Source organism: Zeimonas sediminis (genome assembly GCF_023721795.1).
In the GTDB taxonomy this organism is placed as follows: Bacteria; Pseudomonadota; Gammaproteobacteria; order Burkholderiales; family Burkholderiaceae_E; genus Zeimonas; species Zeimonas sediminis.
In genome coordinates, this window is the sequence record NZ_JAMQYE010000001.1 from 89,724 (window position 1) to 110,920 (window position 21,197).

Consider the following 21,197-nt stretch of genomic DNA (forward strand, 5'->3'; position numbering starts at 1 on the left):
CTTGCGCGATCCCGCGGAACGCCGCGCGCCCCGCGCGTCTCGCCCGCAATTTGCCGAGCCCTCGATCACGCTGTCGGAGGAGAATGGCATCCGCTACCTGCACTTCGGCTCCGAGTGGGTGCAAGGCGCGATGTTCATCCGCCGCCCCTGGGACATCGCGATCGACTACGTGGCGCAGATGATGGGCTGGCTGCTGTTCCTGGACCCGCCCGCTCGCATCCTTCAGCTGGGCCTGGGCGCCGGCGCGCTGACCCGCTGGTGCTGGCGCAGGCTTCCCGACACGGGCGTCGACGTGGTCGAGGCCTCGGCGGGCGTGATCCGGGTGGCGCGCTCCCAGTTCGCGCTGCCGCCCGACGACGCCCGGCTCGCCGTCCATCACGCCGACGCGGCGCGCTTCATGGCCGCGGCTGCGGCCTCGCTGGGCCCGGCGGCTGCGCCCGGCGCCGGCCAGCGCCGCTGGGGCGTGATCCAGGCCGACCTGTACGACGCCGAGGCGCGCGGCCCGGTCTGCGACAGTCTGGCCTTCTATCGCGACTGCCGCGCCGCGCTGGACCCGGCCGGCGGCATGCTGGTCGTGAACCTGTTCGGCGAGCACGCTTCGTACGCGCGGAACATCGCGCGGATCCGCCGCGCCTTCGAAGGCCGCGTGCTCGAGATGCCGCAGGTGAGGGCCGGCAACGTGGTCGTGCTGGCCTTCACCGGCCCGCCGCTGTCGGTCGAGGCCGGCGCCTTGACCGCGCGCGCCGTGGCGGTCGAGCGGCGGTGGCGACTGCCGGCCACCGGCTGGGCGAGGGCGCTTCTGGACGGCGCAGGCCGCCGTTCGTCCGGCGGGGCCGTCGGCCCGGAGGCGGCGCTGGTAGTGTGAGGCCATGAGCCTCGCCACAGCCTCCCGGGCCGATACCGCCGTCCAGGCCGACACCGTTCCCCTCGCCGCCGGCGCCGCTTCCTGCGCGCGCGCCGCGCTGCCCGCGCGCCCTGGCCGCCGGGTCGCGCTCGAGGACCTGCTGCCTTCGCTGGTCGCCGACGGCCTGCTGTCGGACGCCGACGCCGACGAGGCGGGCCGCTATGCCGGCCTTTCGAGCGAGCAGCACGCGCTGGTCGGGCTGGCCCGCCGCAAGCTGCGCTCGCCGACCACCGGCCGCACGCTGGACCTCGACACGCTGTGCGCCTGGTTCGCCGGCAAGGTGGGCCTGCCCTACGTGCGGATCGATCCGCTGAAGGTCGACCTGTCGCGCGTGGCCGACGTGATGTCCAGCCAGTACGCGACCCGCTTCAAGATCCTGCCGCTCGACGTGCGCAGCGGCGAGGTCACGATCGCCACCGCCGAGCCCTGGCTGACCGACTGGGTCGCCGAGCTGCGCGGCCTTCTGCGCCGCGAGATCCGGCTGGTGCTCGCGAATCCGCTGGAGATCAATCGCTACATCGCCGAGTTCTTCACGCTGGCCCGCACGGTGCGCGACGCGCAGAAGAAGGGCGGAGCGGCCGCGCAGGACAATTTCGAGCAGCTGGTCGAGCTGGGCCGCTCGGGCCGCAATCTCGACGCCAACGACCGGCACATCGTCACGATCGTCGACTGGCTGTGGCAGTACGCGTTCGACCAGCGCGCCAGCGACATCCACCTGGAGCCTCGCCGCGACCTCGGCGTGATCCGCTTCCGGATCGACGGCGTGCTGCACAACGTCTACCAGGTGCCGCCCACGGTGCTGGCCGCGATGACCAGCCGGATCAAGCTGCTCGGCCGGATGGACGTGGTCGAGAAGCGCCGCCCGCAGGACGGTCGGGTCAAGACGCGCAACGCCGACGGCCGCGAGATCGAGCTGCGGCTCGCCACGATGCCGACCGCCTTCGGCGAGAAGCTGGTGATGCGGATCTTCGACCCGGAGGTGCTGGTCCGCGACTTCACCGAGCTGGGCTTCTCCGACGACGAGCGCCGCCGCTGGGACGCGATGACCGCGCGGCCCAACGGGATCATCCTGGTGACCGGACCCACCGGCTCGGGCAAGACCACCACGCTGTACACGACGCTGAAGCAGCTCGCGACCGAGGACGTCAACGTCTGCACTGTCGAGGACCCGATCGAGATGGTCGAGCCGAGCTTCAACCAGATGCAGGTGCAGCCCGGCATCGAGCTGGGCTTCGCCGACGGCGTGCGCGCGCTGATGCGCCAGGACCCGGACATCATCATGGTCGGCGAGATCCGCGACCTGGAGACGGCCGAGATGGCGGTGCAGGCGGCGCTGACCGGCCACCTGGTGCTGTCCACGCTGCACACCAACGACGCGCCCTCGGCGATCACGCGGCTGCTGGACCTCGGCGTGCCGTCCTACCTGCTGAAGTCGACGTTGATCGGCGTGATGGCGCAACGGCTGGTGCGCACGCTGTGCGAGCACTGCAAGAGCGAGGGCGATCCGTTGCCCGACGACGACTGGTCGGCGTTGCTCAAGCCCTTCCGCGCGACCCGGCCGGGCCGCGCCTGGCGGCCGGTCGGCTGCATGGAGTGCCGGATGACCGGCTACCGCGGCCGCACCGGCCTTTACGAACTTCTCGCGCTGGACGAAGGCCTGCGCGCGCTGATCTCCGACAAGCCCGACCTCGACGCGATCCGCCGCAAGGCGATGCAGGGCGGGCTCAGGCCGCTGCGGCTGGCCGGCGCGCAGAAGATCGCGGCCGGGCTCACCACCCTCGACGAGGTGCTGAAGGCGGCGCCGCCGATCGAGGGATGAGGCCGCGGGCGGGGCGCCCGCCCGCCTTGCGGTAGTAACATCGACGCATGTCGAAGCTGCAGCATCGCCGGCCTCCGGCCGGCCGGTTTCCGTCTTATTCCCTGTCGTCCTTCATCGTGTCCGCCGCCGGCCGAAGCCGCCGCGCGCTGGTCCGTATCGCGCTGGCCGTGGCGGCCGGCGCTCTCGCACTCACTGTCGCCGCGGTCGAACTGCCGCGCCCGCGCAGCGTGCCCGGCGGTGTCGCGGTGATCGACCTGGGCGCGGCGCCCGAAGCGCCCCGGGCCAGCTTCGACGAGGTGCCGGTGCTGGTAGTCGGCGACCCGGGCCGATGGACCGCGGTGGTGGGCATTCCGCTCGCGGCCGAGCCCGGCACGAAGCGGCTGGCAGTGCGCCGCGCCGGCGCGGCCGAGGCTCACCTGTCCTTCGAGGTCGAGCCGGTCCGCTATGCAGAGCAGCGGCTCACCGTACCGCGGGCCAAGGTCGACCTCTCGAAGGCGGACCTGGAGCGTTACCGACGCGAGCGCGACCACCTGGCCGGCGTGATGGCCACGCACAGCGAGGCCGCGCCCGCGTCGCTGCGGATGCGCGCGCCCACCGACGGGGAGCGCTCGAGCTCCTTCGGTCTGCGCCGCTTCTTCAACGGCCAGCCGCGCAATCCGCACAGCGGCATGGACATCGCCGCGGCCGAAGGCACGCCGGTCGTCGCGGCGAGCGCCGGCCGCGTGATCGACACCGGCGACTACTTCTTCAACGGCAAGACGGTCTGGATCGACCACGGCAGCGGCCTGCTGACGATGTATTGCCACCTGAGCGCGATCGACGTGAAGACCGGCGACCGGCTGGCGGCCGGCGACAGGATCGGCGCGGTCGGCGCGACCGGCCGGGTGACCGGGGCGCACCTGCACTGGTCGGTGAGCCTGAACCGGGCGATGGTCGATCCGGCGCTGTTCCTGGAGCCGTTGCAGGCGAGGTGAGGGGCCGCGTGCCTACCGCGACCGCAGCCGCGCGATCTCGTCCTCGCCGAGCGGCTCGGGAATCTTCACCCGCAGGCTCTCCGACCACTCGCGCGCGAAGTCGCGCCGCGTGCGCGCGTTGACCACGAAGATGACGAGCATCGCGACGCCGGCGCCCAGCGCGGCCAGCAGCATGTCGCGCTGCGCGTCCCAGACGTCGCCCTGCGTGCCCAGGTAGGCGACGCCGAGGTCGCCGCCGAAGAGCTCCGCGGCGCCCCATTCGAACAGCTCGAAGATCGCCGAGGTGCTGATCGTGACGTCGAGCGGCAGGAAATAGCCCCAGAAGCCGCGCGCGTCGGCCACCCGCAGGAACAGCTCTCGCATCGGGTAGGCGAGCAGCAGGCCGTACAGGAAGTGCGCGAAGCGGTCGAAGTGGTTGCGCTGCCAGCCCATCGCCTCGTTCAGCGATTGCCCGGTCAGCGCCCGGATCCACGCGTCGTAAGGCACCAGCGCGTAGGTGTAGTGCGCGCCGATCTCGTGGATGCACAGGAAGACGAAGATCAGCGTGTACGAGGCGCGCGAGAACCGGAAGCGGCGCCGGGTGGCGGCGAGCGCCACGACGAAGACCACGGCCAGCGCGTTCTCGAGCGCCCAGTCGGCGCGGTCGTGCGGATCGATCGCCAGCGCGATCCACAGCACCCCGAAGAGCGCCGCCAGGATCGCCAGGTAACGGTCGCTGGAGGCCAAGGGGCGTTCGAGGCGGGGGCGGACGACGCCGGGGCGGGGCCGAGGATCAGCGCGACAGTTCGCGCATCGCCCGCTCGAGGCCCTGCAGCGTGACCGGGTACATCCGGCCGCCCATCAGCTGCTGGATCACCGAGATCGACTGCCGGTACTGCCAGACGCCCTCGGGCTCGGGGTTGAGCCAGGCGTACTTCGGGAAGCGCTCGACCAGCCGGCGCAGCCAGATCGCGCCGGCTTCCTCGTTGTTGTACTCGACCGAGCCGCCCGGCTGCAGGATCTCGTAGGGGCTCATCGTGGCGTCGCCGACGAAGATCAGCCGGTAGTCGGCGTTGTACTTGCGCAGGATGTCCCAGGTCGAGAAGCGCTCGGCGTGCCGCCGCCGGTTGTTCTTCCAGACGAAGTCGTAGACGCAGTTGTGGAAGTAGTAGAACTCGAGGTGCTTGAACTCGGTCTTGGTCGCCGAGAACAGCTCCTCGGTCCGCTTGATGTGGTCGTCCATCGTGCCGCCCACGTCGAGCAGCATCAGCACCTTGATCGTGTTGTGCCGCTCGGGCCGCATGCGGATGTCGAGCCAGCCGGCGTTGCGCGCCGTGTTCGCGATCGTGCCGTCGAGGTCGAGCTCGTCGGGCGCGCCCTGGCGGGCGAAGCGGCGCAGGCGGCGCAGCGCCACCTTGATGTTGCGGGTGCCGAGCTCGACCTGGTCGTCGTAGTCGCGGTAGGCGCGCTGCTCCCAGACCTTGACCGCGGTCCGGTTGCCCGCCGACGGGCCGCCGATCCGGATGCCCTCGGGGTTGTAGCCGCCGTTGCCGAAGGGCGAGGTGCCGTTGGTGCCGATCCACTTGTTGCCGCCCTCGTGGCGGCCCTTCTGCTCCTCGAGCAGCTCCTTCAGGCGCTCGATCAGCTTGTCGAGCCCGCCCATGGCCTCGATCGCTGCCTTCTCCTCGGCGGTGAACTCGCGGTGCAGCTGGCGCTTGAGCCACTCGAGCGGCACGTTCACGTCGATGCCCTCGATCGCCTGCACGCCCTTGAAGTAGGTCGCGAAGGCCTTGTCGAACTTGTCGAAGTTGCGCTCGTCCTTGACCAGCGTGGCGCGCGACAGCCAGTAGAAGTCGTCGACCGACTGCCCGATCACGTGCTCCCTGATCGCCTCGAGCAGCATCAGGTATTCCTTGATCGACACCGGCAGCTTGGCCTGCCGCATGTGGAGGAAGAAATCGATCAGCATGTCGCCTCCCGTCCTTTGCGCTCAGGCCCGGCCGGCGGTCGGGGCGTCCGCCGCGCGCCAGGCAGCCCCGGCGGGGCGCGGCCGCTCGAGTTGCCAGCGAAGGTTCTCGCGCACCGCCGGCCATTCGGGGGCGACGATGCTGTAGACGCAGGTGTCGCGGATCGTGCCGTTGGCCAGCAGCTGGTGGTGACGCAGCACGCCGTCGAGCTTCGCGCCGAGCCGCTCGATCGCGGCGCGGCTCTGCCGGTTCATGAAGTGGGTGCGCATCTCGACCGCGATGCAGCCGAGCGCGTCGAAGGCGTGGGCCAGCAGCATCGCCTTGCACTCGGTGTTGACGGCCGAGCGCTGCACGCTCGCCGAGTACCAGGTGTGGCCGATCTCGAGCCGCCGGTTGGCGGCGTCGACGTTGAACATGCGGGTGACGCCGACCACGCGATCGTCGGCGGCGCGCCGGACCACGAAGGGCATCGCGCCGAGCCGCTCTCGCTGGTCGAGCGCGGCGTCGAGCCATGCGTCGATGGTCTCCGGGCCGGGCGCCGCGGTGTACCAGAGCCGCCAGAGCTCGCCGTCGGCCGCGGCCGCCAGTACCTGGTCGCGATGCGCGCGCGCGAGCGGCTCCAGCACGGCATGCGCGCCGCGCAGCGTGACCGGCTCGATCCAGCGGCTCATCGCTGCATCGCCCCGGAAAACGGAAACCGGCGGGCAGGCCTGCGCACGGCTGTCAGCGGTTGTGGCGGGCCATGAACACCAGCCGCTCGAACAGGTGCACGTCCTGCTCGTTCTTCAGCAGCGCGCCGTGCAGCGGCGGGATCACCGCCTTGGCGTCCTTCGAGCGCAGGGCCTCGGCCGGAATGTCCTCGGCCACCAGCAGCTTGAGCCAGTCGAGCAGCTCGGACGTGGACGGCTTCTTCTTCAGGCCGGGCAGCTCGCGGATCTGGAAGAAGGCCTCGAGCGCCTCCTTGAGCAGTTCCTTCTTCAGGCCCGGGAAGTGGACGTCGACGATCGCCTGCATCGTCTCCTTGTCCGGGAACTTGATGTAGTGGAAGAAGCAGCGGCGCAGGAAGGCGTCGGGCAGTTCCTTCTCGTTGTTGGACGTGATCATGACCACCGGGCGGTGCCTGGCCTTGATCGTCTGGCGAGTCTCGTAGACGTGGAACTCCATCCGGTCGATCTCGCGCAGCAGGTCGTTCGGGAACTCGATGTCGGCCTTGTCGATCTCGTCGATCAGCAGCACCACCGGCCGGTCGGACTCGAAGGCCTGCCACAGCACGCCCTGGACGATGTAGTTGTTGATGTCGCGCACCCGCTCGTCGCCGAGCTGCGAGTCGCGCAGCCGCGAGACCGCGTCGTATTCGTACAGGCCCTGCTGCGCCTTCGTCGTGGACTTGATGTGCCACTGCAGCAGCGGCATGTCGAGGGCGCGCGCCACTTCCTCGGCGAGCATGGTCTTGCCGGTGCCGGGCTCGCCCTTGATCAGCAGCGGGCGCTGCAGACGGATCGCGGCGTTGACCGCGAGCTTCAGGTCGTCGGTGGCGACGTAGGAATCGGTGCCTTCGAAGCGCATGGGTCGGGGAAGAAGCGGTGGGGATGCGATCGAGTATAACCGCCGGTGACGGCGCCGGTTTCGCGATCGTTGGACGACGCCGGGCCGAGTCCGATAGAATCCCCGGTTGATCCAGCGCAAGCATTCCAGCGAAAACCCGATCCACGCTCCAATCCCATGTCCAACAAACTGCTGATCGCCGCCGGCCTGCTCGCCGCAGCCGCCCCGTTCGCCGCGTCGGCGCAGGGCAATGCCGAGGCAGCCCGCGACAAGATCTCGATGTGCGTCGGTTGCCACGAGATTCCCGGGTACAAGGCCTCGTTCCCGTCCGTGTACCCGGTGCCCAAGATCGCCGGCCAGACCTCGAAGTACATCGAGGCGGCGCTGATCGCCTATCGCAAGGGCGACCGCAGCCATCCGACGATGCGCGCGATCGCCGGCAGCCTCAGCGACCAGGACATCGCCGACCTGGCGGCCTACTACGGCTCGAAATGAAGGCGACGGGATTCGACATCATGATGACGCTCTCCAAACTGAAGTTCGCCGCCTTCGTGTCCTTCGCCGGGCTCGCCTTCGCGGCCGCCCCGGCCTTCGCCGGCGACGTCGCCAAGGGCAAGGAGAAGGCCGACCAGGTCTGCGCCGCCTGCCATGGCAAGGACGGCAACACGCCGATCGACCCGTCGTATCCGAAGCTCGCCGGCCAGTTCGCCGAGTATCTCGAGCAGGCGCTGATCGACTACAAGGCCGAGCGCCGGAACAACGCGATCATGGTCGGCCAGGCCAAGGCGCTGTCCCGCGAGGACATCCGCAACCTGTCGGCCTACTACGCGAGCCTGCCGGGTCAGCTCTCGGTTCGTCGCTGAGCATCGCCTTCCCCGGCGTTCTGGCGGCGAAGCCGCCGCATGAACGCCGGTTCCCATCTTCTCGCAGCCACCAGCAGGCTCAGGGGCCGACGCATCGCCGACGGCACCGCGGCCTCGGCGTTGTGCTGCCCCGAGTACTCGGCCACCAGGGCCTCGATCCGGGCAAGCAGCTGCAGCCTGGCGGCCTCGGTCAGCCGCACGTTGACCACCCTGACCACCTCTCCCGGCCCGTCGAAGCGTGAGCCGAGGAAATCGCCTGCCTGCGAACGGAAGTAGCGCAGGATCGGGCCGTCCGGCAGCCACCGGAAGGTGCGCGAAACCAGCAGCCGGTAGCGGTTGTTCGGCAGCAGGCGCAGGAATCCCATGCGGTCGAGCCTGAGCAGGCAGCGCACGCAGTCGGCCGGGGCGAGCCGGTAGAGCGCCAGCATCTCCTCGAAGTCCATCAGGTTCAGCGCGCACACGGCCGTGGCGAACAGCCGGTCGTCGCCGACGATTTCTGCCTCTTGTTCCCAGCGAAGCTGCGAGACCAGCGGCTCGGCGCGCCCCAGCCCGCGGGCCAGCGACTCGAAATCGATCCCGGTGGCGCAGCAGATCGCGTCGAGCCGGGCCAGGTCGAAATTGCGCCGCGAGAACATCCGCTTGACGGTGGCGGTCGAAAGGCCGAGCCGCGCGGCCAGCGCGGCGTAGCTGATTCGCTGGGCGCGAAGTTCGCGTTTCAGGCAGTCGGTGAGCAGGGCACTCGGGCTCATGAGCGCAGCTTGACCCGGCAGCGGCCCCGGCGCAATGTCACTTCGCGCCTAGGCCATGGGGCCGGCCGGTCAGGGTCGGCCGGGTGTGGCCAGCCGGGTCGGGCCACCCGGCTTGCTGCGATGCCGCATCTTGACTCCCGCCAGGCTGTTTAGATACTATGGGGGGTATACGGAAACCCCCGGCAGTATCGACACCCGCCGCCCAGCCAGGAAAGCCAGATGAACGAACCGATCCGCAAGTCACCGCGAACCCGCGCGATCCACGCGGCCGCGCTGCGCCGGCCGGCGCTGCTGGCAGCAGCCTTGCTGGCGCTCGGCGCCGCCGCCTCGGTCGCGCTTCCGGGCGGCCGGGCCGATGCGCAGATCGCAGTTGCCGGCGGCGCGCCGGGAACTGCGGCGAACGCCCCGCAGGTGCCGGTGGCCACGGTCGGCCGGGACCGTTTCGCCCAGTCCGAGTCCTGGGACGGCACGCTGCAGGCGGTCCGGCAGGCAACGATCGGTGCGCAGGCGCAGGGGCGGATCGTCAAGCTGCACGTGCAGGCCGGCGACGGCGTCAAGGCCGGGCAGGTGCTCGCCGAGATCGACGCGCGCGAGGCGAACCTCGCGGTGTCGCGCGACCGGGCCCAGCTCGGCGAGTCGCAGGCCACGCTGGCCGAGGCGCGCGCCGCCTACGAGCGCAGCCGCGAGCTTCACGAAAAGGGCTTCATCAGCAAGGCGGCGCTGGAACAGGCCGCGGCGGCGCTGAAGGTCGCCGAGGCCCGACAGAGCCAGGCGCAGGCCGGCATCGGCCTGTCCAGCGTCGCCTCCGAGCACACGATCGTGCGCGCCCCGTGGGACGGCGTGGTGACCGCGGTGCCGGTGCAGGTCGGCGACCTGGCCACGCCCGGGCGGCCGCTGTTCGAGCTGCATGCGCCGGACAAGCTTCGCGCGGTGGCCTTCCTTCCGAACAGCCGGGTCGCCGAGGCGGCCGGCGCGCCGCGCGCCTGGGTGCGCCTGGACGCGGCGGGCCGGACCACCCAGCTGGAGAGCACGCAGATCGTCGCGATTCCTTCCGCCGATCCGGCCTCGGGCACGACCGAGGTCCGGGTCGAGCTGCCGGGCGGCGCGGGCGCCGGGCCCGACTGGGTGCCGGGGCGGCACGTGCGGGTCGCGTTCGACACCGCCGGCGCGCAGCAGGCGCTGGTCGTGCCGGCCGCGAGCCTGCTGGTGCGCGGCGAACTCGTCGGGGTCTACGTGGCCACCGACTCGGGCTTCGTGCTGCGCGCGGTGCGCGTGGGCCAGCGCTCGGGCGACTCGGTGGAGATCCTGTCCGGCCTTCGCGAAGGCGAGCGCATCGCGCTCGACCCGGTGCGGGCCGGCCTGAAGGGCGCGATGCCCGCCGCACGCTGAGCCGGAGCCGACGATGAGCGACGATTCGCAGCGTACCGAGGCCCGGCCGGACATGCCGGCCGGCGACGAGACCGGCGCCACCGCCTTCGGCGTTTCCGGTCGCCTCGCGGCCTTCTTCCAGGATCACGCGCTGACGCCGCTGATCGCGATCGTGCTGATGCTGATCGGCATCTTCGCGGTGCTGGTCACGCCGCGCGAGGAAGAGCCGCAGATCGACGTGACGATGGCGACGGTGAGCATCCCGTTTCCGGGCGCGTCGGCGCGCGACGTCGAGCGGCTGGTGGCCACGCCGGCCGAACGGGTGCTGTCCCGCATCGCCGGGATCGAGCACGTCCATTCGGTCTCGCGGCCCGACGGGGCGCTGGTCACGATCCAGTACGAGGTCGGGGTGCCGCGCACCGAGGCTCTGGTTCGGCTCTTCGACACGCTCGAGGCGCACTCCGACTGGCTGCCGCAGGGCCTGGGCGTCGGCGATCCGCTGGTGCGGCCGATGGGCATCGACGACGTGCCGATCTGGAGCGTCACGCTGTGGGCCGACGACGCGCGTTCCGCCGACGAACTGGCCCGCGTCGCCCGCTCGGTCGAGCAGGAGCTCAAGCGGGTCGCCGGCACGCGCGACGTGATGCTGCACGGCGCGCCCGAGCGCGCGGTGCGCGTGCTGCTCGACTCGGGCCGGATGCGCAGCGCCGGCATCCCGGTCGAGCGGCTGGCCGCCCGCCTGCAGGGCGTCAACGTTTCGTCGCCGGCCGGCACGCTGCTGCGCGAGGGCGGGGCGATCCAGGTGCAGACCGGCGATTTCCTGCGCTCGGCCGAAGACGTCGCGTCGCTGGTGGTCGGCGCGCGCGACGGCCGCCCGGTGTTCCTGCGCGACGTCGCCACGATCGAGGCGGGCCCGGCGCCGGCGTCGCGCTACGTCTGGCACATGCCGTCGGCGGGCAGCGTGCACCCGGCGGTCACGATCGCTGTCACCAAGAAGCCCGGCGAGAACGCGGTCGACGTGGCGCGCGCGCTGGACGATCGCTTCGCGGCGCTGGTCGACGCGGTGGTGCCTTCCGACGTCGCTCACACGGTCACCCGAAACTACGGCGAGACCGCGGCGCAGAAGGCGTCGCAGCTGATGCACAAGCTCGCCTTCGCGACCGCGTCGGTGATCCTGCTGGTCGGGTTTGCGCTCGGCGTGCGGGAGGCGGTCATCGTGGGCGCCGCGGTGATCCTGACGCTGACCGCCACGCTGTTCGCCTCCTGGGCCTGGGGCTTCACGCTGAACCGGGTGTCGCTGTTCGCGCTGATCTTCTCGATCGGGATCCTGGTCGACGACGCGATCGTCGTCGTCGAGAACATCCACCGGCACCGGGCGCTAGAGCCAGGCGCGCCGCTGTCGAAGATCATCCCGGTCGCGGTCGACGAGGTCGGCGGCCCGACGATCCTGGCCACGCTGACCGTGATCGCCGCGCTGCTGCCGATGGCTTTCGTGACCGGCCTGATGGGCCCGTACATGAGCCCGATCCCGATCAACGCGTCGATGGGGATGATGCTGTCGCTGGCGATCGCCTTCATCGTGACGCCCTGGCTGTCGCTGAAGCTGATGAAGTCCGGCGGGGTCGCGCACCACAGCAAGGTCGCCACGATGCTCGAGCGCGGATTCGGCGGCCTGCTGGCGCGCTTCATCACCGCGCCGCGCGCCCGCGCGGGCCGGATGCTGCTCGGCCTGCTGGTGCTCGTCGGGCTGGCGGGCGCGGTGGCGCTGGTGCCGATCCAGGCGGTCATCCTGAAGATGCTGCCCTTCGACAACAAGTCGGAGTTCCAGGTCGTCGTGGACATGCCGGCCGGCGCCCCGGTGGAGGCGACCAACGCGGTGCTGGTGGAGCTCGCGCAACGGCTCGTCCGGGAGCCCGAGGTCACGCACGTGCAGGGCTATGCGGGCACCGCGTCGCCGATCACCTTCAACGGCCTGGTGCGCCAGTACAACATGCGCTCGCTCGCCGAGCAGGGCGACCTGCAGGTCACGCTGGTCGGCAAGGAGGCGCGCGACGAGAAGAGCCACGCGATCGCCACGCGGCTGCTGCCCGATCTCGAGGCGATCGCCGCGCCGCATCGCGCGCGGATCAAGCTGGTCGAGGTGCCGCCCGGCCCGCCGGTGATGTCGCCGATCGTGGCCGAGGTCTACGGGCCCGACGACGCCGGCCGAGCCGAGCTGGCGCGTCGCATCGAATCGGCCTTCCGCGAGGTGCCGGGCATCGTCGCGATCGACACCTCGCTGGAGTCGCGCGCGCCGAAGCTGCAACTGGTCGTCAAGCGCGACCGCGCGGCCACGCTCGGGATCTCCGACGCCAGCGTCGCGCTGGCCGCCCGTACCGCGCTGTCCGGCCACGACGCCACCTGGATGCGCTCGCCCGACGCGATCGACCCGGTGCCGGTCCGGCTGCAGTTGCCCGAGACCTCGCGCGGGTCGCTGGCCTCGGTGCTGAACATGCCGGTGGCCGCCGCCGACGGACGGATGGTGCCGCTGGGCGAGCTGGTGCGGGTCGTCGAGGCCGACCGCGACCTGCCGATCCATCACAAGGACCTGGTGCCGGTCACCTACGTGTTCGGCGACATGGCGGGGGTGGCGGGCAACCGGATCGACAGCCCGCTCTACGGGATGTTCGAGCTGCGCGGCAAGCTCGCCGAGGCGGCGCTGCCCGGCACCGGCGCGCTGGGCGAGCACTTCTTCGCCCAGCCGCGGGACACGCTGCGCGGCTATTCGCTGAAGTGGGACGGCGAGTGGCAGATCACCTGGGAGACCTTCCGCGACATGGGCCTGGCCTACGGCGTGGGCCTGATCCTGATCTACCTGCTGGTGGTGGCGCAGTTCCGCTCGTACCTGACGCCGCTGATCATCATGGCGCCGATCCCGCTGACCATCATCGGCGTGATGCCCGGGCACGCGCTGCTCGGCGCGCAGTTCACCGCGACCTCGATGATCGGGATGATCGCGCTGGCCGGCATCATCGTGCGCAACTCGATCCTGCTGGTCGACTTCATCCAGCTCGAGACCGCGCGCGGCGTGCCCTTCGCCGATGCGGTCGTGCGCTCGGCCGCGGTGCGCGCGCAGCCGATCCTGCTGACCGCGCTGGCCGCGATGCTCGGCGCCTTCTTCATCCTCGACGACCCGATCTTCAGCGGCCTGGCGGTCTCGCTGATCTTCGGGATCCTGGTCTCGACGCTGCTCACGCTCGTCGTGATCCCGGTCCTTTACTACATCGTCTGGCGCAAGCCGGCATCCAGAGCGGCCTGACAGGGCCCATTCGAAAGGAGCATGAAAATGACCACCGAACGCTTCATCCGCATCTTCGCAGGCGCAGTCATCCTGGTCTCGCTGGGCCTCGGCGTGCAGGGCAGCCCGATCTTCGTCAGCCAGAACTTCCTGTGGCTGACCGCCTTCGTGGGCGCGAACCTGTTCCAGAGCGGCTTCACCCGCCTGTGCCCGCTCGAGACGATCCTGCGCCGCGTGTTCAAGATGCCCAGCGGCGAGGGCGGCGCGGCCTGCAGCCGGTGAGCGCCGACGTGCAGCCTGCGACGGCAGCCGGCGCGACTCCGGCGGGCGCGGTCCCCGCGTCGGCCGGCGACGCGCTCAGGCACCTCGGCCCGCAGTGGTTCGCGATCGTGATGGGCTGGTGCGGGCTCGCGCTGGCCTGGCACCGGGCCGAGCCGATCTTCGGCAAGGCGGCGGGGACGCTGTCGGGACTCGCGGGCGGCGTGGCGCTGGCGGCGTTCGCCGTGCTGGCGGTCGCCTCGCTGATACGCTGGCGGCGGTTTCCGGACGCGGTCGCCGACGACCTGCGCCACCCGGTGCTGCACGCGTTCTTCGCCGCGGTGCCGATCTCGCTGATGCTGCTCGGCACGCTCGCGGTGGCGCTGGGCGTGGCTCACGACCTCGCCCGGGTGCCGTGGGCCGTCGGGCTGGTGCTGCAGTTCGCCGCTACCGTGTGGGTGCTCGGCCGCTGGCCGGTCGGCGCATCGAGCTGGCCCGCCAAGTCGCCGGTGCTGTTCATCCCGATCGTCGGCAACGTGCTGGTTCCGCTGGCCGGCATGCCGATGGGGCATCCGAACCTGTCGTGGGCCTTCCTGGGGATCGGCGCGTTCTTCTGGCCGGTCGTCGTGGCGCTGCTGCTCGCGCGGCAGTCCCATCAGCCGCTGCCGGAGCGCCTGCAGCCCAGCTGGTTCATCCTGATCGCGCCGCCGGCGGTGATCGGGCTGGCGCTGCCCGCGATGGGATTCGGGCAGGGGGCGGTCTTCGCGATGATCGGGCTGGCGGCCTTCAGCTTCGCGCTCGCGCTGCGGGTCGCGCCGCGGCTGCCGAAGCTGCCCTTCGGCATGCCTTTTTGGGCCATGTCGTTCCCGCTCGCCGCCTTCGCGGCGCTGCTGCTGCGCAGCTCGCAAGCCGAGCCCCTGCTGCGGCTGCCGGCGGTGGCGATGCTGGCGCTCGCGTCGGTCGTCGTGCTGTGGCTGAGCCTGGCCACGATCCGGGGCTTGCGCAACCGCAGCCTGCTGCAGCCCGAGCCGGTCGCCGCGATCGTGCCGGTCGCCAACGCCTGAGAGGATTTCGAAGATGTCGGAAACCGAGACCAAGTCCTTGCCCGCGGGCGCGATCGTGCAGGGCGAGGGCCGCAAGGACATCCTTCGCCGCCTGCGCCGCGTCGAAGGACAGCTTCGTGGCGTGATGCGGATGATCGAGGAAGGCGAGGGCTGCATGCCGGTCGCGCAGCAGCTCAGCGCGGCCCGCAAGGCGCTCGACGCGGTCTTCTTCCGGATGACCGTCTGCTATCTCGAGCAGGAGCTCGGCGAGGCCGGCGGGCTCGACGACGAGACCGCGGACAAGCTGCGCACGGTCGGGACGCTGCTGGGCAAGTACGGGTGAACGTGATGACAGCCATGCCGACCTTCGCCACCACCGATCTCTGCGACGACAACGAGCCCCTGCTCGCCAGCGGCGAGCTGCGGGTCCTGCCGCCGGTCTGGCGCGCCTGGGGGCGCCTGCCGTGCTTTGCCGGGCCGGTGGCCACGGTGCGCTGCCACGACGACAACTCGATGGTGCGACAGTCGCTCGAGACGCCCGGCCAGGGCAGGGTGCTGGTTGTCGCCGGCGGCGGCAGCCTGCGCTGCGCGCTGCTGGGCGGCAACCTGGCGGTGCTGGCCGAGAAGAACGGCTGGGCGGGCGTCGTGGTCGACGGCTGCGTGCGCGACACCGCCGAGATCGACGCCTGCGCGATCGGCGTGCGGGCGCTGGCCCCGCATCCGCGCCGCAGCGACCGGCGCGGATCAGGCGAGCGCGAGGTGGCCGTCGAGATCGGCGGCGTGCCGATCGCGCCCGGCGACTGGTGCTACGCCGACGCCGATGGCGTCGTGATCGCCGCCCGGCCGCTGCACGCGGCCTGACTCGCCGGGCCGGCCTGCGCGCCGCCCGTCGACCGACTCGCAGTCCGCGCGGCCCCCTGGCGGGCCTCAGCGCACGGTCCGCACCCGGAGCACCTCGAGCCGGGCCTCGACCACGCCGTCCCGGATCATGTCGAGGCGCTCGGCCGCAGCCTCCGACACGTCGGCGATCCGGCCCGAACCCGAGGGGCCGCGGTCGTTCACGCGCAGGATCACGCTGTTTCCGTTGGCCAGGTTGGTGACCCTGACCCGGGTGCCGAAGGGCAGCGTTCGGTGGGCCATCGTCATCGCCTCGGGGTCGAAGCGCTCGCCACTGGCGGTGCGCCGGCCGGCGAAACGCTTGCCGTAGTAGGCGATCCGGCCGGTCTGCGTGATTCGCTCGGTGCCGCGGTCGGCGGCGTCGCGCGCCGGCGCCTGGTCGCGATTCCCCTGCGGCGAGGCCTCCGTTGCCGGCGGCGCGGTCAGCGACTGCAGCGGGGCCGTCAGGAAGGGCAGCGCGCCGGGCTCGCCGGGCCGCTGCTGGGCGTGGACCGCCGGCACGGGGGCGGCCAGCAGGCTGCCGGCGGCCGCCAGCACGGCCGCGAGTCGAAGCATCGTCGGGGTTCGGTTCACCATGATCCGTTCGTCGATCGGCATCAGCGCCTCGGGGCGAATCCTAACCCGCCGCGCCGGGGAGCCAAGCCGGCACGGCTTGTGTATCTTGGGGTATGTCCGAACTCCTCCAGGCAATCCTCGTCGTCGTCCTCACCGTCCTGGTCGCGCTGCGCCTCTGGCGTCGGCACGACGAGCGCGCCGCGGCCGTCGCCTGGGACCGGCTGGCCGCGATGCCCTGCGACCTTCCCGAGCGATTCGACCCGGTGATGGTCGCCGGCCTGCCGGAGCCAGCAAGGCGATTCTTCGGCTTCGCCATCGCGCCGGGCACCCGGCTGAGCCCGGTCGTCGAGATCTCGATGGCCGGCGAACTCTCGCTGGGCACGAAGGAGGCGCCCCGCTACCAGCCGATGCGCGCCAGCCAGTTGCTCTGCCCGCCGCACGGGCTGGTCTGGCGCCTGGCCGCCGGCCGCGGCGCGCTGCGGATCGCCGGAGCCGACGCGATGGAGGGCGACCGCTCCTGGACGCGCTTCCGGCTGACCGGGCTGCTGCCGATCGTCCGCGCGGGCGGCGGGCCCGACCACCTGCGCTCGGCCTTCGGGCGAGTGGTCGCCGAGGCCGCGTTCTGGGCGCCGGCGGCGCTGCTGCCGCAGAGCGGCGTCGCCTGGGAGGCGATCGACGCGGACACCGCGCGCGCGACCGTTCGGCACCGGGGGATGACGCAGACGGTCGACGTGCGCGTCGACGCGCAGGGCAGGCCGCTCGAGGTGACGATTCCCCGCTGGACCGACGCGAATCCGGAAAGGGCTTTCCGGCTGCAGCCCTTCGGCGGCACGCTTGCGGACTTCCGCGAGGTCGATGGCTACCGCCTCCCGTTTCGAGTCGAGGGCGGAAACTTCTTCGGCACCGAGCGCTACTTCCCCTTCTATCGCGCTCGGGTCGAATCGATCCGGATCCTGCCCGCGCCGCGGAGCCGGACGTGACCGCCTTCGTCGTGCTCCTCTCGCTGGCGACCCGCCGATCCCGGGCGCTAACGGATCTTCGGCGCGCCTGCGCGGGCCGCGGCGCGCCGGGTCAGACCAGGCCCTCGAACGCGATGCAGTCGACCTCGTCGCCGGCCGCCACCGATTCCTGGCCGTGGTGCAGGACCACGATGCAGTTCGCCTCGGACATCGACCGCAGCACGCCCGAGCCCTGGCTGCCGATGGTGCTCACCGACATGGTGCCGTCGGCCTCGCGGACCAGGCGGGCGCGCTGGTACTCGGTGCGACCCGGGCGCTTGCGGAACGCGGTCCGCGAGCGGGCGCGCACGAAAGGCAGCGGCTCCGGGTCCGCGCCCATCATGCGCAGCAGCGCCTCGCGGGCGAAGAAATAGAAGGTGATCATGACCGCGACCGGGTTGCCCGGCAGCCCGAAGTAGGCGGCCCGGCCGATCTTGCCGAAGGCCATCGGCCTTCCGGGGCGCATCGCGATCGTCCAGAACGCGATGTCGCCCAGCTTGCGCATCACCTGCTTCGTGAAGTCGGCTTCGCCGACCGACACGCCGCCCGAGGACACGATCGCGTCGGCGCTCTCCGAGGCGATCCGCACCGCGCGCTCGAGCGACTCCGGATCGTCGCGCACGACGCCCATGTCGACGACCTCGACGCCGAGCCGGGTCAGCATCCCCCAGATCGTGTAGCGGTTGCTGTCGTAGACCTCGCCGGGCCCGAGCGGCTCGCCGACGGAGCGAAGCTCGTCGCCGGTGGAGAAGAAGGCCACGCGCAGCCTGCGGCGCACCGGCACCTCGGCGAAGCCGAGAGAGGCCATCAGGCCCAGATCGGCCGGCGTGATGCGCTTGCCCGCGCGCAGTGCCGGCTTGCCGCGGGCCAGGTCCTCGCCGCGCAGCCGCCGGTTCTGGCCGGCCTGCTGGCCGGCGGGAACCAGGACCCGGTCGCCGTCGACCTGCACCACCTCCTGGATCACGACGGTGTCGAAGCCTTCGGGCATCACTGCGCCGGTCATCACGCGGACCGCGTCGCCGGCGCCCGCGCTGCCCGCGAAGGGCACGCCGGCCAGCGCGGTGCCCGCGATCCGCAGCGAGGTCGGTCCGTTCGCCGCCAGGTCGGCCGCGCGCACCGCGTAGCCGTCCATCGCGGAGTTGTCGCTCGACGGCACGTCGATCGGCGAGACCAGGTCCTCGGCGAGGACGCGGTCGAGCGCCGCGCGGATCGACACCCGCTCGATCGCCTCGACCGGCGACACGACCCGGTCGACGATCTCGCGCACCTTCGAGACCGGCAGCGCGTTGGGGTCGTAGTCGGAAAGGCAGCTGATCGCCTCGGTCAGCGTCATGCCGAGGGCGCCGCTCTGGGGGCTCGTGCTCATCGGGACTCGTTCTGCCGCAGTTCTTCCTGCGTGTTGATGTTGCGGAATGCGTCCTCGTCGGGGAAGTCGACCTCGACGACCCGCAAGGGCGCGTACCAGGCGTCGATCTTGCGCCGGCCGCTGGCGAGGAAGGCCTCGAGGCCGGGCAGCAGCGCGCGCTCGACCAGCGCGAAGACCGGGTGCGGCTGGCTGCCGCCGGTGCGCGCGACCGCCAGCTGGGCCGGCCCGCCAGGCGCGGCCTGCAGCGCGTTCCAGAGCCGCGCGACCAGGTCCTCGGGAAGGAAGGGCGAGTCGCAGGGCGCGGTGACCACCCAAGGTGTCGTCGCCGCGCGCAGGCCGGCGTGAAGGCCGGCCAGCGGCCCGGCGTAGCCCTCGATCGCGTCGGGCACGACCGGATGGCCGAAGGCCGCGTAGCGCTCGGCGTTGCGGTTCGCGTTGATCAGCAGCGCACCGACCTGCGGCGCAAGCCGCTCGATGACGTGGGCGACCATCGGGCGGCCGCGCAGCATCGCCAGCCCCTTGTCCATGCCGCCGCCGTCGGCGCTCATGCGCCTGCCGAGGCCGCCGGCCAGCACCAGCCCGGTGATCTGCGCGCGGACCTCGTCGGCCAGCCGGGTCATGCGAAGGCGGTCGCCGGCAGGCGGATGAAGCGCTCGCGGCCGGTGAACAGCAGGTAGTGCCTGCCCTGGCAGCGGCCGATCATCGTGATGCCGATGCGCCGCGCGATGTCCCAGCCCATCTGCGTGAGCCCGGAGCGCGAGACCAGGAACGGGATTCCCATCTGTGCGCACTTGATGACCATCTCGGAGGTGAGCCGGCCGGTCGTGTAGAAGATCTTGTCGTCGCCGGACACGCCCTCGAGCCACATCCAGCCGGCGATCGCATCGACCGCGTTGTGCCGGCCCACGTCCTCGACGAAGCGCAGGATCTCGCCCCTGTCCTCGCCGGCGTTGGAGCACAGCGCGCAGCCGTGGACCGCGCCGGCCACCTTGTAGATCGACTCGTGCCTGCGCACCCGGTCCATGACGGTGTAGAGGGTCTCCTCGGTCAGCCGCTTTTCCCCGGGCAGCCTGATCCGGTCGAGTTCCTCCATCAGGTCGCCGAACACCGTGCCCTGGCCGCAGCCGGTGGTCACCGTGCGCTTGCCCAGTCGCCCCTCGAGCGCCTCGCCGCGCTCGGCGTCGTCCCAGATCGTGGTGCCGTGCTCTGCGAGCGAACGCGAGGTGATCGCGACCGAATCGGTCTCCCAGTCGACCTGGACCGCGGCGATCTCGTCGACGCTGGCCACGATCCGCTGGTTGCGCAGGTAGCCGAGCGCCAGGTGGGCCGGGGCGGCGCCCAGCGTCATCAGCGTGACCAGCTCCCGCTTGTCCAGGTAGACAGTGAGCGGGTGCTCGCCGGCGATCGCGGTCGGCACGGTCTCGCCGCGCTCGTTGACCGCGTCGACGTCGAAGGTCGTGGGCCGGGGCTCGTCGACGAGCCGCGGGCGGTATCGCCGGGCCTGCTCGGGCGCCATCGCGATCAGCCTCCGATGTAGGACATTTCGATCTTGCGCAGCCCGGCAGTGGCTTCCGAGCGGATCTCGGAGTAGCGGTCGTCGCGGGCGCGCCAGATGCCGCCGATCGCAGCCTCGAGGGTCCGGTCGTCGGCGCCGCCGCGAACCAGCGCCCGAAGGTCGTAGCCGGAGTCGGCGAACAGGCAGGTGTAGACCCGGCCCTCGGTCGACAGGCGGGCGCGGGTGCAGTCGCCGCAGAAGGGCTGCGTGACCGAGGAGATCACGCCGACCTCGCCGGCGCCGTCGGCGTAGCGCCAGCGCTCGGCGACCTCGCCGGGATAGTTCGGGTCGATCTGCTCGAGCGGGAAGGCTTCGTGGATGCGGCGGACCACCTCGGCGCTGGGCAGCACGTCGTCCATCTGCCAGCCGTTCGACGCGCCGACGTCCATGAACTCGATGAAGCGCACGATGTGGCCGGTGCCGCGGAAGTGCCGCGCCATCGGCACGATCTGGTCGTCGTTGACGCCCTTGCGCACCACCATGTTGATCTTCAGCGGGCGCAGCCCGGCGGCGTCGGCCGCCTCGATGCCCGCCAGCACGTCGGCGACCGGGAAGTCGACGTCGTTCATCCGGCGGAAGATCGCGTCGTCGAGCCCGTCGAGGCTCACGGTGACGCGCCGCAGCCCGGCGTCGCGCAGCGCCTTCGCCTTGCGAGTCAGCAGGGAGCCGTTGGTGGTGAGCGTGAGGTCGAGCGGGTCGCCGGAAGCGGTGCGCAGCGCGGCCAGCTTCTCGACCAGGCGCTCGACGTTCTTGCGCAGCAGCGGCTCGCCGCCGGTCAGCCGCACCTTCTCGACGCCGTGCGCGATGAAGGCGCGCACCACCCGCTCGATCTCCTCGAAGCTCAGCAGCGAGGACTGCGGCAGGAAGGCGTAGTCCCGGTCGAAGACCGACTTCGGCATGCAGTAGGTGCAGCGGAAGTTGCAGCGATCGGTGACCGAGATGCGCAGGTCGTGCAGCCGGCGCCCGCGCCGGTCGGCCAGCAGGCCGGAGGCGGGCGGCGCGTCGGCAGGCACTTCGGGGACCCGGGCCTGATAACGCAGGTCGGCGATGGGGATGATCCGTTCGGTCATGACGTACCAG

The 21,197-nt window shown here is 71.4% G+C and carries 22 protein-coding genes; 12 read left to right on the forward strand and 10 right to left on the reverse strand.

The genetic code is table 11. The features are described 5' to 3' along the window. Position 1 precedes the first annotated feature (1 nt). Genes M6I34_RS00420 through M6I34_RS00430 form a run of 3 tightly spaced genes read left to right on the forward strand, consistent with a single transcriptional unit; the run spans position 2 to position 3,697 of the window. On the forward strand, positions 2 to 865 hold the full coding sequence (locus M6I34_RS00420; protein ID WP_272483748.1) for a class I SAM-dependent methyltransferase: 864 nt from the start codon (positions 2 to 4) through the stop codon (positions 863 to 865). Positions 866 to 869: 4 nt separating this feature from the next. Then, entirely contained in the window at positions 870 to 2,723 is a 1,854-nt protein-coding gene (gene tfpB, locus M6I34_RS00425) for a type IV pilus assembly ATPase TfpB (RefSeq protein WP_272483749.1), read from the forward strand. A gap of 47 nt (positions 2,724 to 2,770) precedes the next feature. Further along, positions 2,771 to 3,697, forward strand: a complete 927-nt coding sequence (locus tag M6I34_RS00430) for a M23 family metallopeptidase (RefSeq protein WP_272483750.1) — start codon at positions 2,771 to 2,773, stop codon at positions 3,695 to 3,697. 12 nt (positions 3,698 to 3,709) lie between these two features. On the opposite strand, the gene M6I34_RS00435 is transcribed toward M6I34_RS00430, so the two are convergent. From M6I34_RS00435 to M6I34_RS00450, 4 genes are read right to left on the reverse strand one after another with little or no spacing between them, the layout of a single operon-like run. Next, entirely contained in the window at positions 3,710 to 4,423 is a 714-nt protein-coding gene (locus M6I34_RS00435) for a DUF2238 domain-containing protein (RefSeq protein WP_272483751.1), read from the reverse strand. Between the two features lie 46 nt (positions 4,424 to 4,469). Beyond that, positions 4,470 to 5,645: a vWA domain-containing protein gene (locus M6I34_RS00440; RefSeq protein WP_272483752.1), complete on the reverse strand. Its 1,176-nt coding sequence runs from the start codon at positions 5,643 to 5,645 to the stop codon at positions 4,470 to 4,472. A gap of 21 nt (positions 5,646 to 5,666) precedes the next feature. Next, on the reverse strand, positions 5,667 to 6,314 hold the full coding sequence (locus M6I34_RS00445) for a GNAT family N-acetyltransferase (RefSeq protein ID WP_272483753.1): 648 nt from the start codon (positions 6,312 to 6,314) through the stop codon (positions 5,667 to 5,669). A 52-nt stretch (positions 6,315 to 6,366) separates the two neighbouring features. Continuing rightward, positions 6,367 to 7,209, reverse strand: coding sequence for an AAA family ATPase (locus tag M6I34_RS00450; RefSeq protein ID WP_272483754.1), 843 nt, complete (start codon positions 7,207 to 7,209; stop codon positions 6,367 to 6,369). A 156-nt stretch (positions 7,210 to 7,365) separates the two neighbouring features. Here M6I34_RS00450 and M6I34_RS00455 point away from each other — a divergent pair, with 156 nt between their 5' ends. Then, a complete protein-coding gene (locus M6I34_RS00455; RefSeq protein WP_272483755.1) occupies positions 7,366 to 7,683 on the forward strand; it encodes a c-type cytochrome in 318 nt (105 codons plus the stop codon). A 20-nt stretch (positions 7,684 to 7,703) separates the two neighbouring features. Continuing rightward, the gene (locus tag M6I34_RS00460; RefSeq protein ID WP_336254289.1) at positions 7,704 to 8,051 is read left to right on the forward strand and encodes a c-type cytochrome; all 348 of its coding nucleotides are present in this window, start codon (positions 7,704 to 7,706) and stop codon (positions 8,049 to 8,051) included. Here M6I34_RS00460 and M6I34_RS00465 read toward each other — a convergent pair. Continuing rightward, positions 8,030 to 8,800 carry a helix-turn-helix domain-containing protein gene (locus M6I34_RS00465; protein WP_272483756.1) on the reverse strand — a complete coding sequence of 257 codons (771 nt, stop codon included), beginning with the start codon at positions 8,798 to 8,800 and terminating at the stop codon, positions 8,030 to 8,032. The two genes, M6I34_RS00460 and M6I34_RS00465, sit on opposite strands and share 22 nt — an antisense overlap. A 219-nt stretch (positions 8,801 to 9,019) precedes the next feature. On the opposite strand from M6I34_RS00465, the gene M6I34_RS00470 reads away from it, so the two are divergent. From M6I34_RS00470 to rraA, 6 genes are read left to right on the forward strand one after another with little or no spacing between them, the layout of a single operon-like run. After that, positions 9,020 to 10,189: an efflux RND transporter periplasmic adaptor subunit gene (locus M6I34_RS00470; protein WP_272483757.1), complete on the forward strand. Its 1,170-nt coding sequence runs from the start codon at positions 9,020 to 9,022 to the stop codon at positions 10,187 to 10,189. A gap of 52 nt (positions 10,190 to 10,241) precedes the next feature. Beyond that, positions 10,242 to 13,466 carry an efflux RND transporter permease subunit gene (locus M6I34_RS00475; protein ID WP_272486566.1) on the forward strand — a complete coding sequence of 1,075 codons (3,225 nt, stop codon included), beginning with the start codon at positions 10,242 to 10,244 and terminating at the stop codon, positions 13,464 to 13,466. Between the two features lie 27 nt (positions 13,467 to 13,493). After that, entirely contained in the window at positions 13,494 to 13,727 is a 234-nt protein-coding gene (locus tag M6I34_RS00480; RefSeq protein ID WP_272483758.1) for a YgaP family membrane protein, read from the forward strand. Beyond that, entirely contained in the window at positions 13,724 to 14,767 is a 1,044-nt protein-coding gene (locus M6I34_RS00485; protein ID WP_272483759.1) for an SLAC1 family transporter, read from the forward strand. The genes M6I34_RS00480 and M6I34_RS00485 overlap by 4 nt, the downstream gene beginning before the upstream one ends. A 13-nt stretch (positions 14,768 to 14,780) precedes the next feature. Continuing rightward, positions 14,781 to 15,089: a metal-sensing transcriptional repressor gene (locus tag M6I34_RS00490; protein ID WP_272483760.1), complete on the forward strand. Its 309-nt coding sequence runs from the start codon at positions 14,781 to 14,783 to the stop codon at positions 15,087 to 15,089. Between the two features lie 5 nt (positions 15,090 to 15,094). Next, the gene (rraA, locus tag M6I34_RS00495) at positions 15,095 to 15,607 is read left to right on the forward strand and encodes a ribonuclease E activity regulator RraA (RefSeq protein ID WP_272483761.1); all 513 of its coding nucleotides are present in this window, start codon (positions 15,095 to 15,097) and stop codon (positions 15,605 to 15,607) included. A 66-nt stretch (positions 15,608 to 15,673) separates the two neighbouring features. Here rraA and M6I34_RS00500 read toward each other — a convergent pair whose 3' ends face one another. After that, positions 15,674 to 16,240 (reverse strand): septal ring lytic transglycosylase RlpA family protein, encoded by a 567-nt coding sequence (locus tag M6I34_RS00500; protein ID WP_272483762.1) that lies wholly within the window; start codon positions 16,238 to 16,240, stop codon positions 15,674 to 15,676. Between the two features lie 71 nt (positions 16,241 to 16,311). Here M6I34_RS00500 and M6I34_RS00505 point away from each other — a divergent pair, with 71 nt between their 5' ends. After that, on the forward strand, positions 16,312 to 17,178 hold the full coding sequence (locus M6I34_RS00505; protein ID WP_272483763.1) for a DUF6544 family protein: 867 nt from the start codon (positions 16,312 to 16,314) through the stop codon (positions 17,176 to 17,178). 91 nt (positions 17,179 to 17,269) lie between these two features. Here the strand turns inward: M6I34_RS00505 and moeA are convergent, their stop codons facing one another. The 4 genes from moeA to moaA are packed head-to-tail and all read right to left on the reverse strand — an operon-like array spanning position 17,270 to position 21,187. Then, the gene (moeA, locus tag M6I34_RS00510; protein WP_272483764.1) at positions 17,270 to 18,562 is read right to left on the reverse strand and encodes a molybdopterin molybdotransferase MoeA; all 1,293 of its coding nucleotides are present in this window, start codon (positions 18,560 to 18,562) and stop codon (positions 17,270 to 17,272) included. Continuing rightward, a complete protein-coding gene (gene mobA, locus M6I34_RS00515) occupies positions 18,559 to 19,182 on the reverse strand; it encodes a molybdenum cofactor guanylyltransferase MobA (RefSeq protein ID WP_272483765.1) in 624 nt (207 codons plus the stop codon). Before mobA ends, moeA begins: the two co-directional genes overlap by 4 nt. Continuing rightward, positions 19,179 to 20,078, reverse strand: coding sequence for a formate dehydrogenase accessory sulfurtransferase FdhD (locus tag M6I34_RS00520; protein ID WP_272483766.1), 900 nt, complete (start codon positions 20,076 to 20,078; stop codon positions 19,179 to 19,181). The genes mobA and M6I34_RS00520 overlap by 4 nt, the downstream gene beginning before the upstream one ends. 5 nt (positions 20,079 to 20,083) lie before the next feature. Next, positions 20,084 to 21,187: a GTP 3',8-cyclase MoaA gene (gene moaA / locus M6I34_RS00525; RefSeq protein WP_272483767.1), complete on the reverse strand. Its 1,104-nt coding sequence runs from the start codon at positions 21,185 to 21,187 to the stop codon at positions 20,084 to 20,086. Between the last annotated feature and the right edge of the window lie 10 nt (positions 21,188 to 21,197).

Bases quoted from the DNA above. Each gene is read 5' to 3' on its own strand.
- M6I34_RS00520 (WP_272483766.1), bottom strand. From the start codon at position 20,078: ATGGCGCCCGAGCAGGCCCGGCGATACCGCCCGCGGCTCGTCGACGAG.
- M6I34_RS00470 (WP_272483757.1), top strand. From the start codon at position 9,020: ATGAACGAACCGATCCGCAAGTCACCGCGAACCCGCGCGATCCACGCG.
- mobA (WP_272483765.1), bottom strand. From the start codon at position 19,182: ATGACCCGGCTGGCCGACGAGGTCCGCGCGCAGATCACCGGGCTGGTG.
- M6I34_RS00465 (WP_272483756.1), bottom strand. From the start codon at position 8,800: ATGAGCCCGAGTGCCCTGCTCACCGACTGCCTGAAACGCGAACTTCGC.
- moeA (WP_272483764.1), bottom strand. From the start codon at position 18,562: ATGAGCACGAGCCCCCAGAGCGGCGCCCTCGGCATGACGCTGACCGAG.
- M6I34_RS00500 (WP_272483762.1), bottom strand. From the start codon at position 16,240: ATGCCGATCGACGAACGGATCATGGTGAACCGAACCCCGACGATGCTT.
- M6I34_RS00505 (WP_272483763.1), top strand. From the start codon at position 16,312: ATGTCCGAACTCCTCCAGGCAATCCTCGTCGTCGTCCTCACCGTCCTG.
- M6I34_RS00460 (WP_336254289.1), top strand. From the start codon at position 7,704: ATGATGACGCTCTCCAAACTGAAGTTCGCCGCCTTCGTGTCCTTCGCC.
- M6I34_RS00455 (WP_272483755.1), top strand. From the start codon at position 7,366: ATGTCCAACAAACTGCTGATCGCCGCCGGCCTGCTCGCCGCAGCCGCC.
- M6I34_RS00430 (WP_272483750.1), top strand. From the start codon at position 2,771: ATGTCGAAGCTGCAGCATCGCCGGCCTCCGGCCGGCCGGTTTCCGTCT.
- M6I34_RS00445 (WP_272483753.1), bottom strand. From the start codon at position 6,314: ATGAGCCGCTGGATCGAGCCGGTCACGCTGCGCGGCGCGCATGCCGTG.
- M6I34_RS00475 (WP_272486566.1), top strand. From the start codon at position 10,242: ATGCCGGCCGGCGACGAGACCGGCGCCACCGCCTTCGGCGTTTCCGGT.
- M6I34_RS00440 (WP_272483752.1), bottom strand. From the start codon at position 5,645: ATGCTGATCGATTTCTTCCTCCACATGCGGCAGGCCAAGCTGCCGGTG.
- tfpB (WP_272483749.1), top strand. From the start codon at position 870: ATGAGCCTCGCCACAGCCTCCCGGGCCGATACCGCCGTCCAGGCCGAC.
- M6I34_RS00450 (WP_272483754.1), bottom strand. From the start codon at position 7,209: ATGCGCTTCGAAGGCACCGATTCCTACGTCGCCACCGACGACCTGAAG.
- moaA (WP_272483767.1), bottom strand. From the start codon at position 21,187: ATGACCGAACGGATCATCCCCATCGCCGACCTGCGTTATCAGGCCCGG.
- M6I34_RS00490 (WP_272483760.1), top strand. From the start codon at position 14,781: ATGTCGGAAACCGAGACCAAGTCCTTGCCCGCGGGCGCGATCGTGCAG.
- rraA (WP_272483761.1), top strand. From the start codon at position 15,095: ATGACAGCCATGCCGACCTTCGCCACCACCGATCTCTGCGACGACAAC.
- M6I34_RS00480 (WP_272483758.1), top strand. From the start codon at position 13,494: ATGACCACCGAACGCTTCATCCGCATCTTCGCAGGCGCAGTCATCCTG.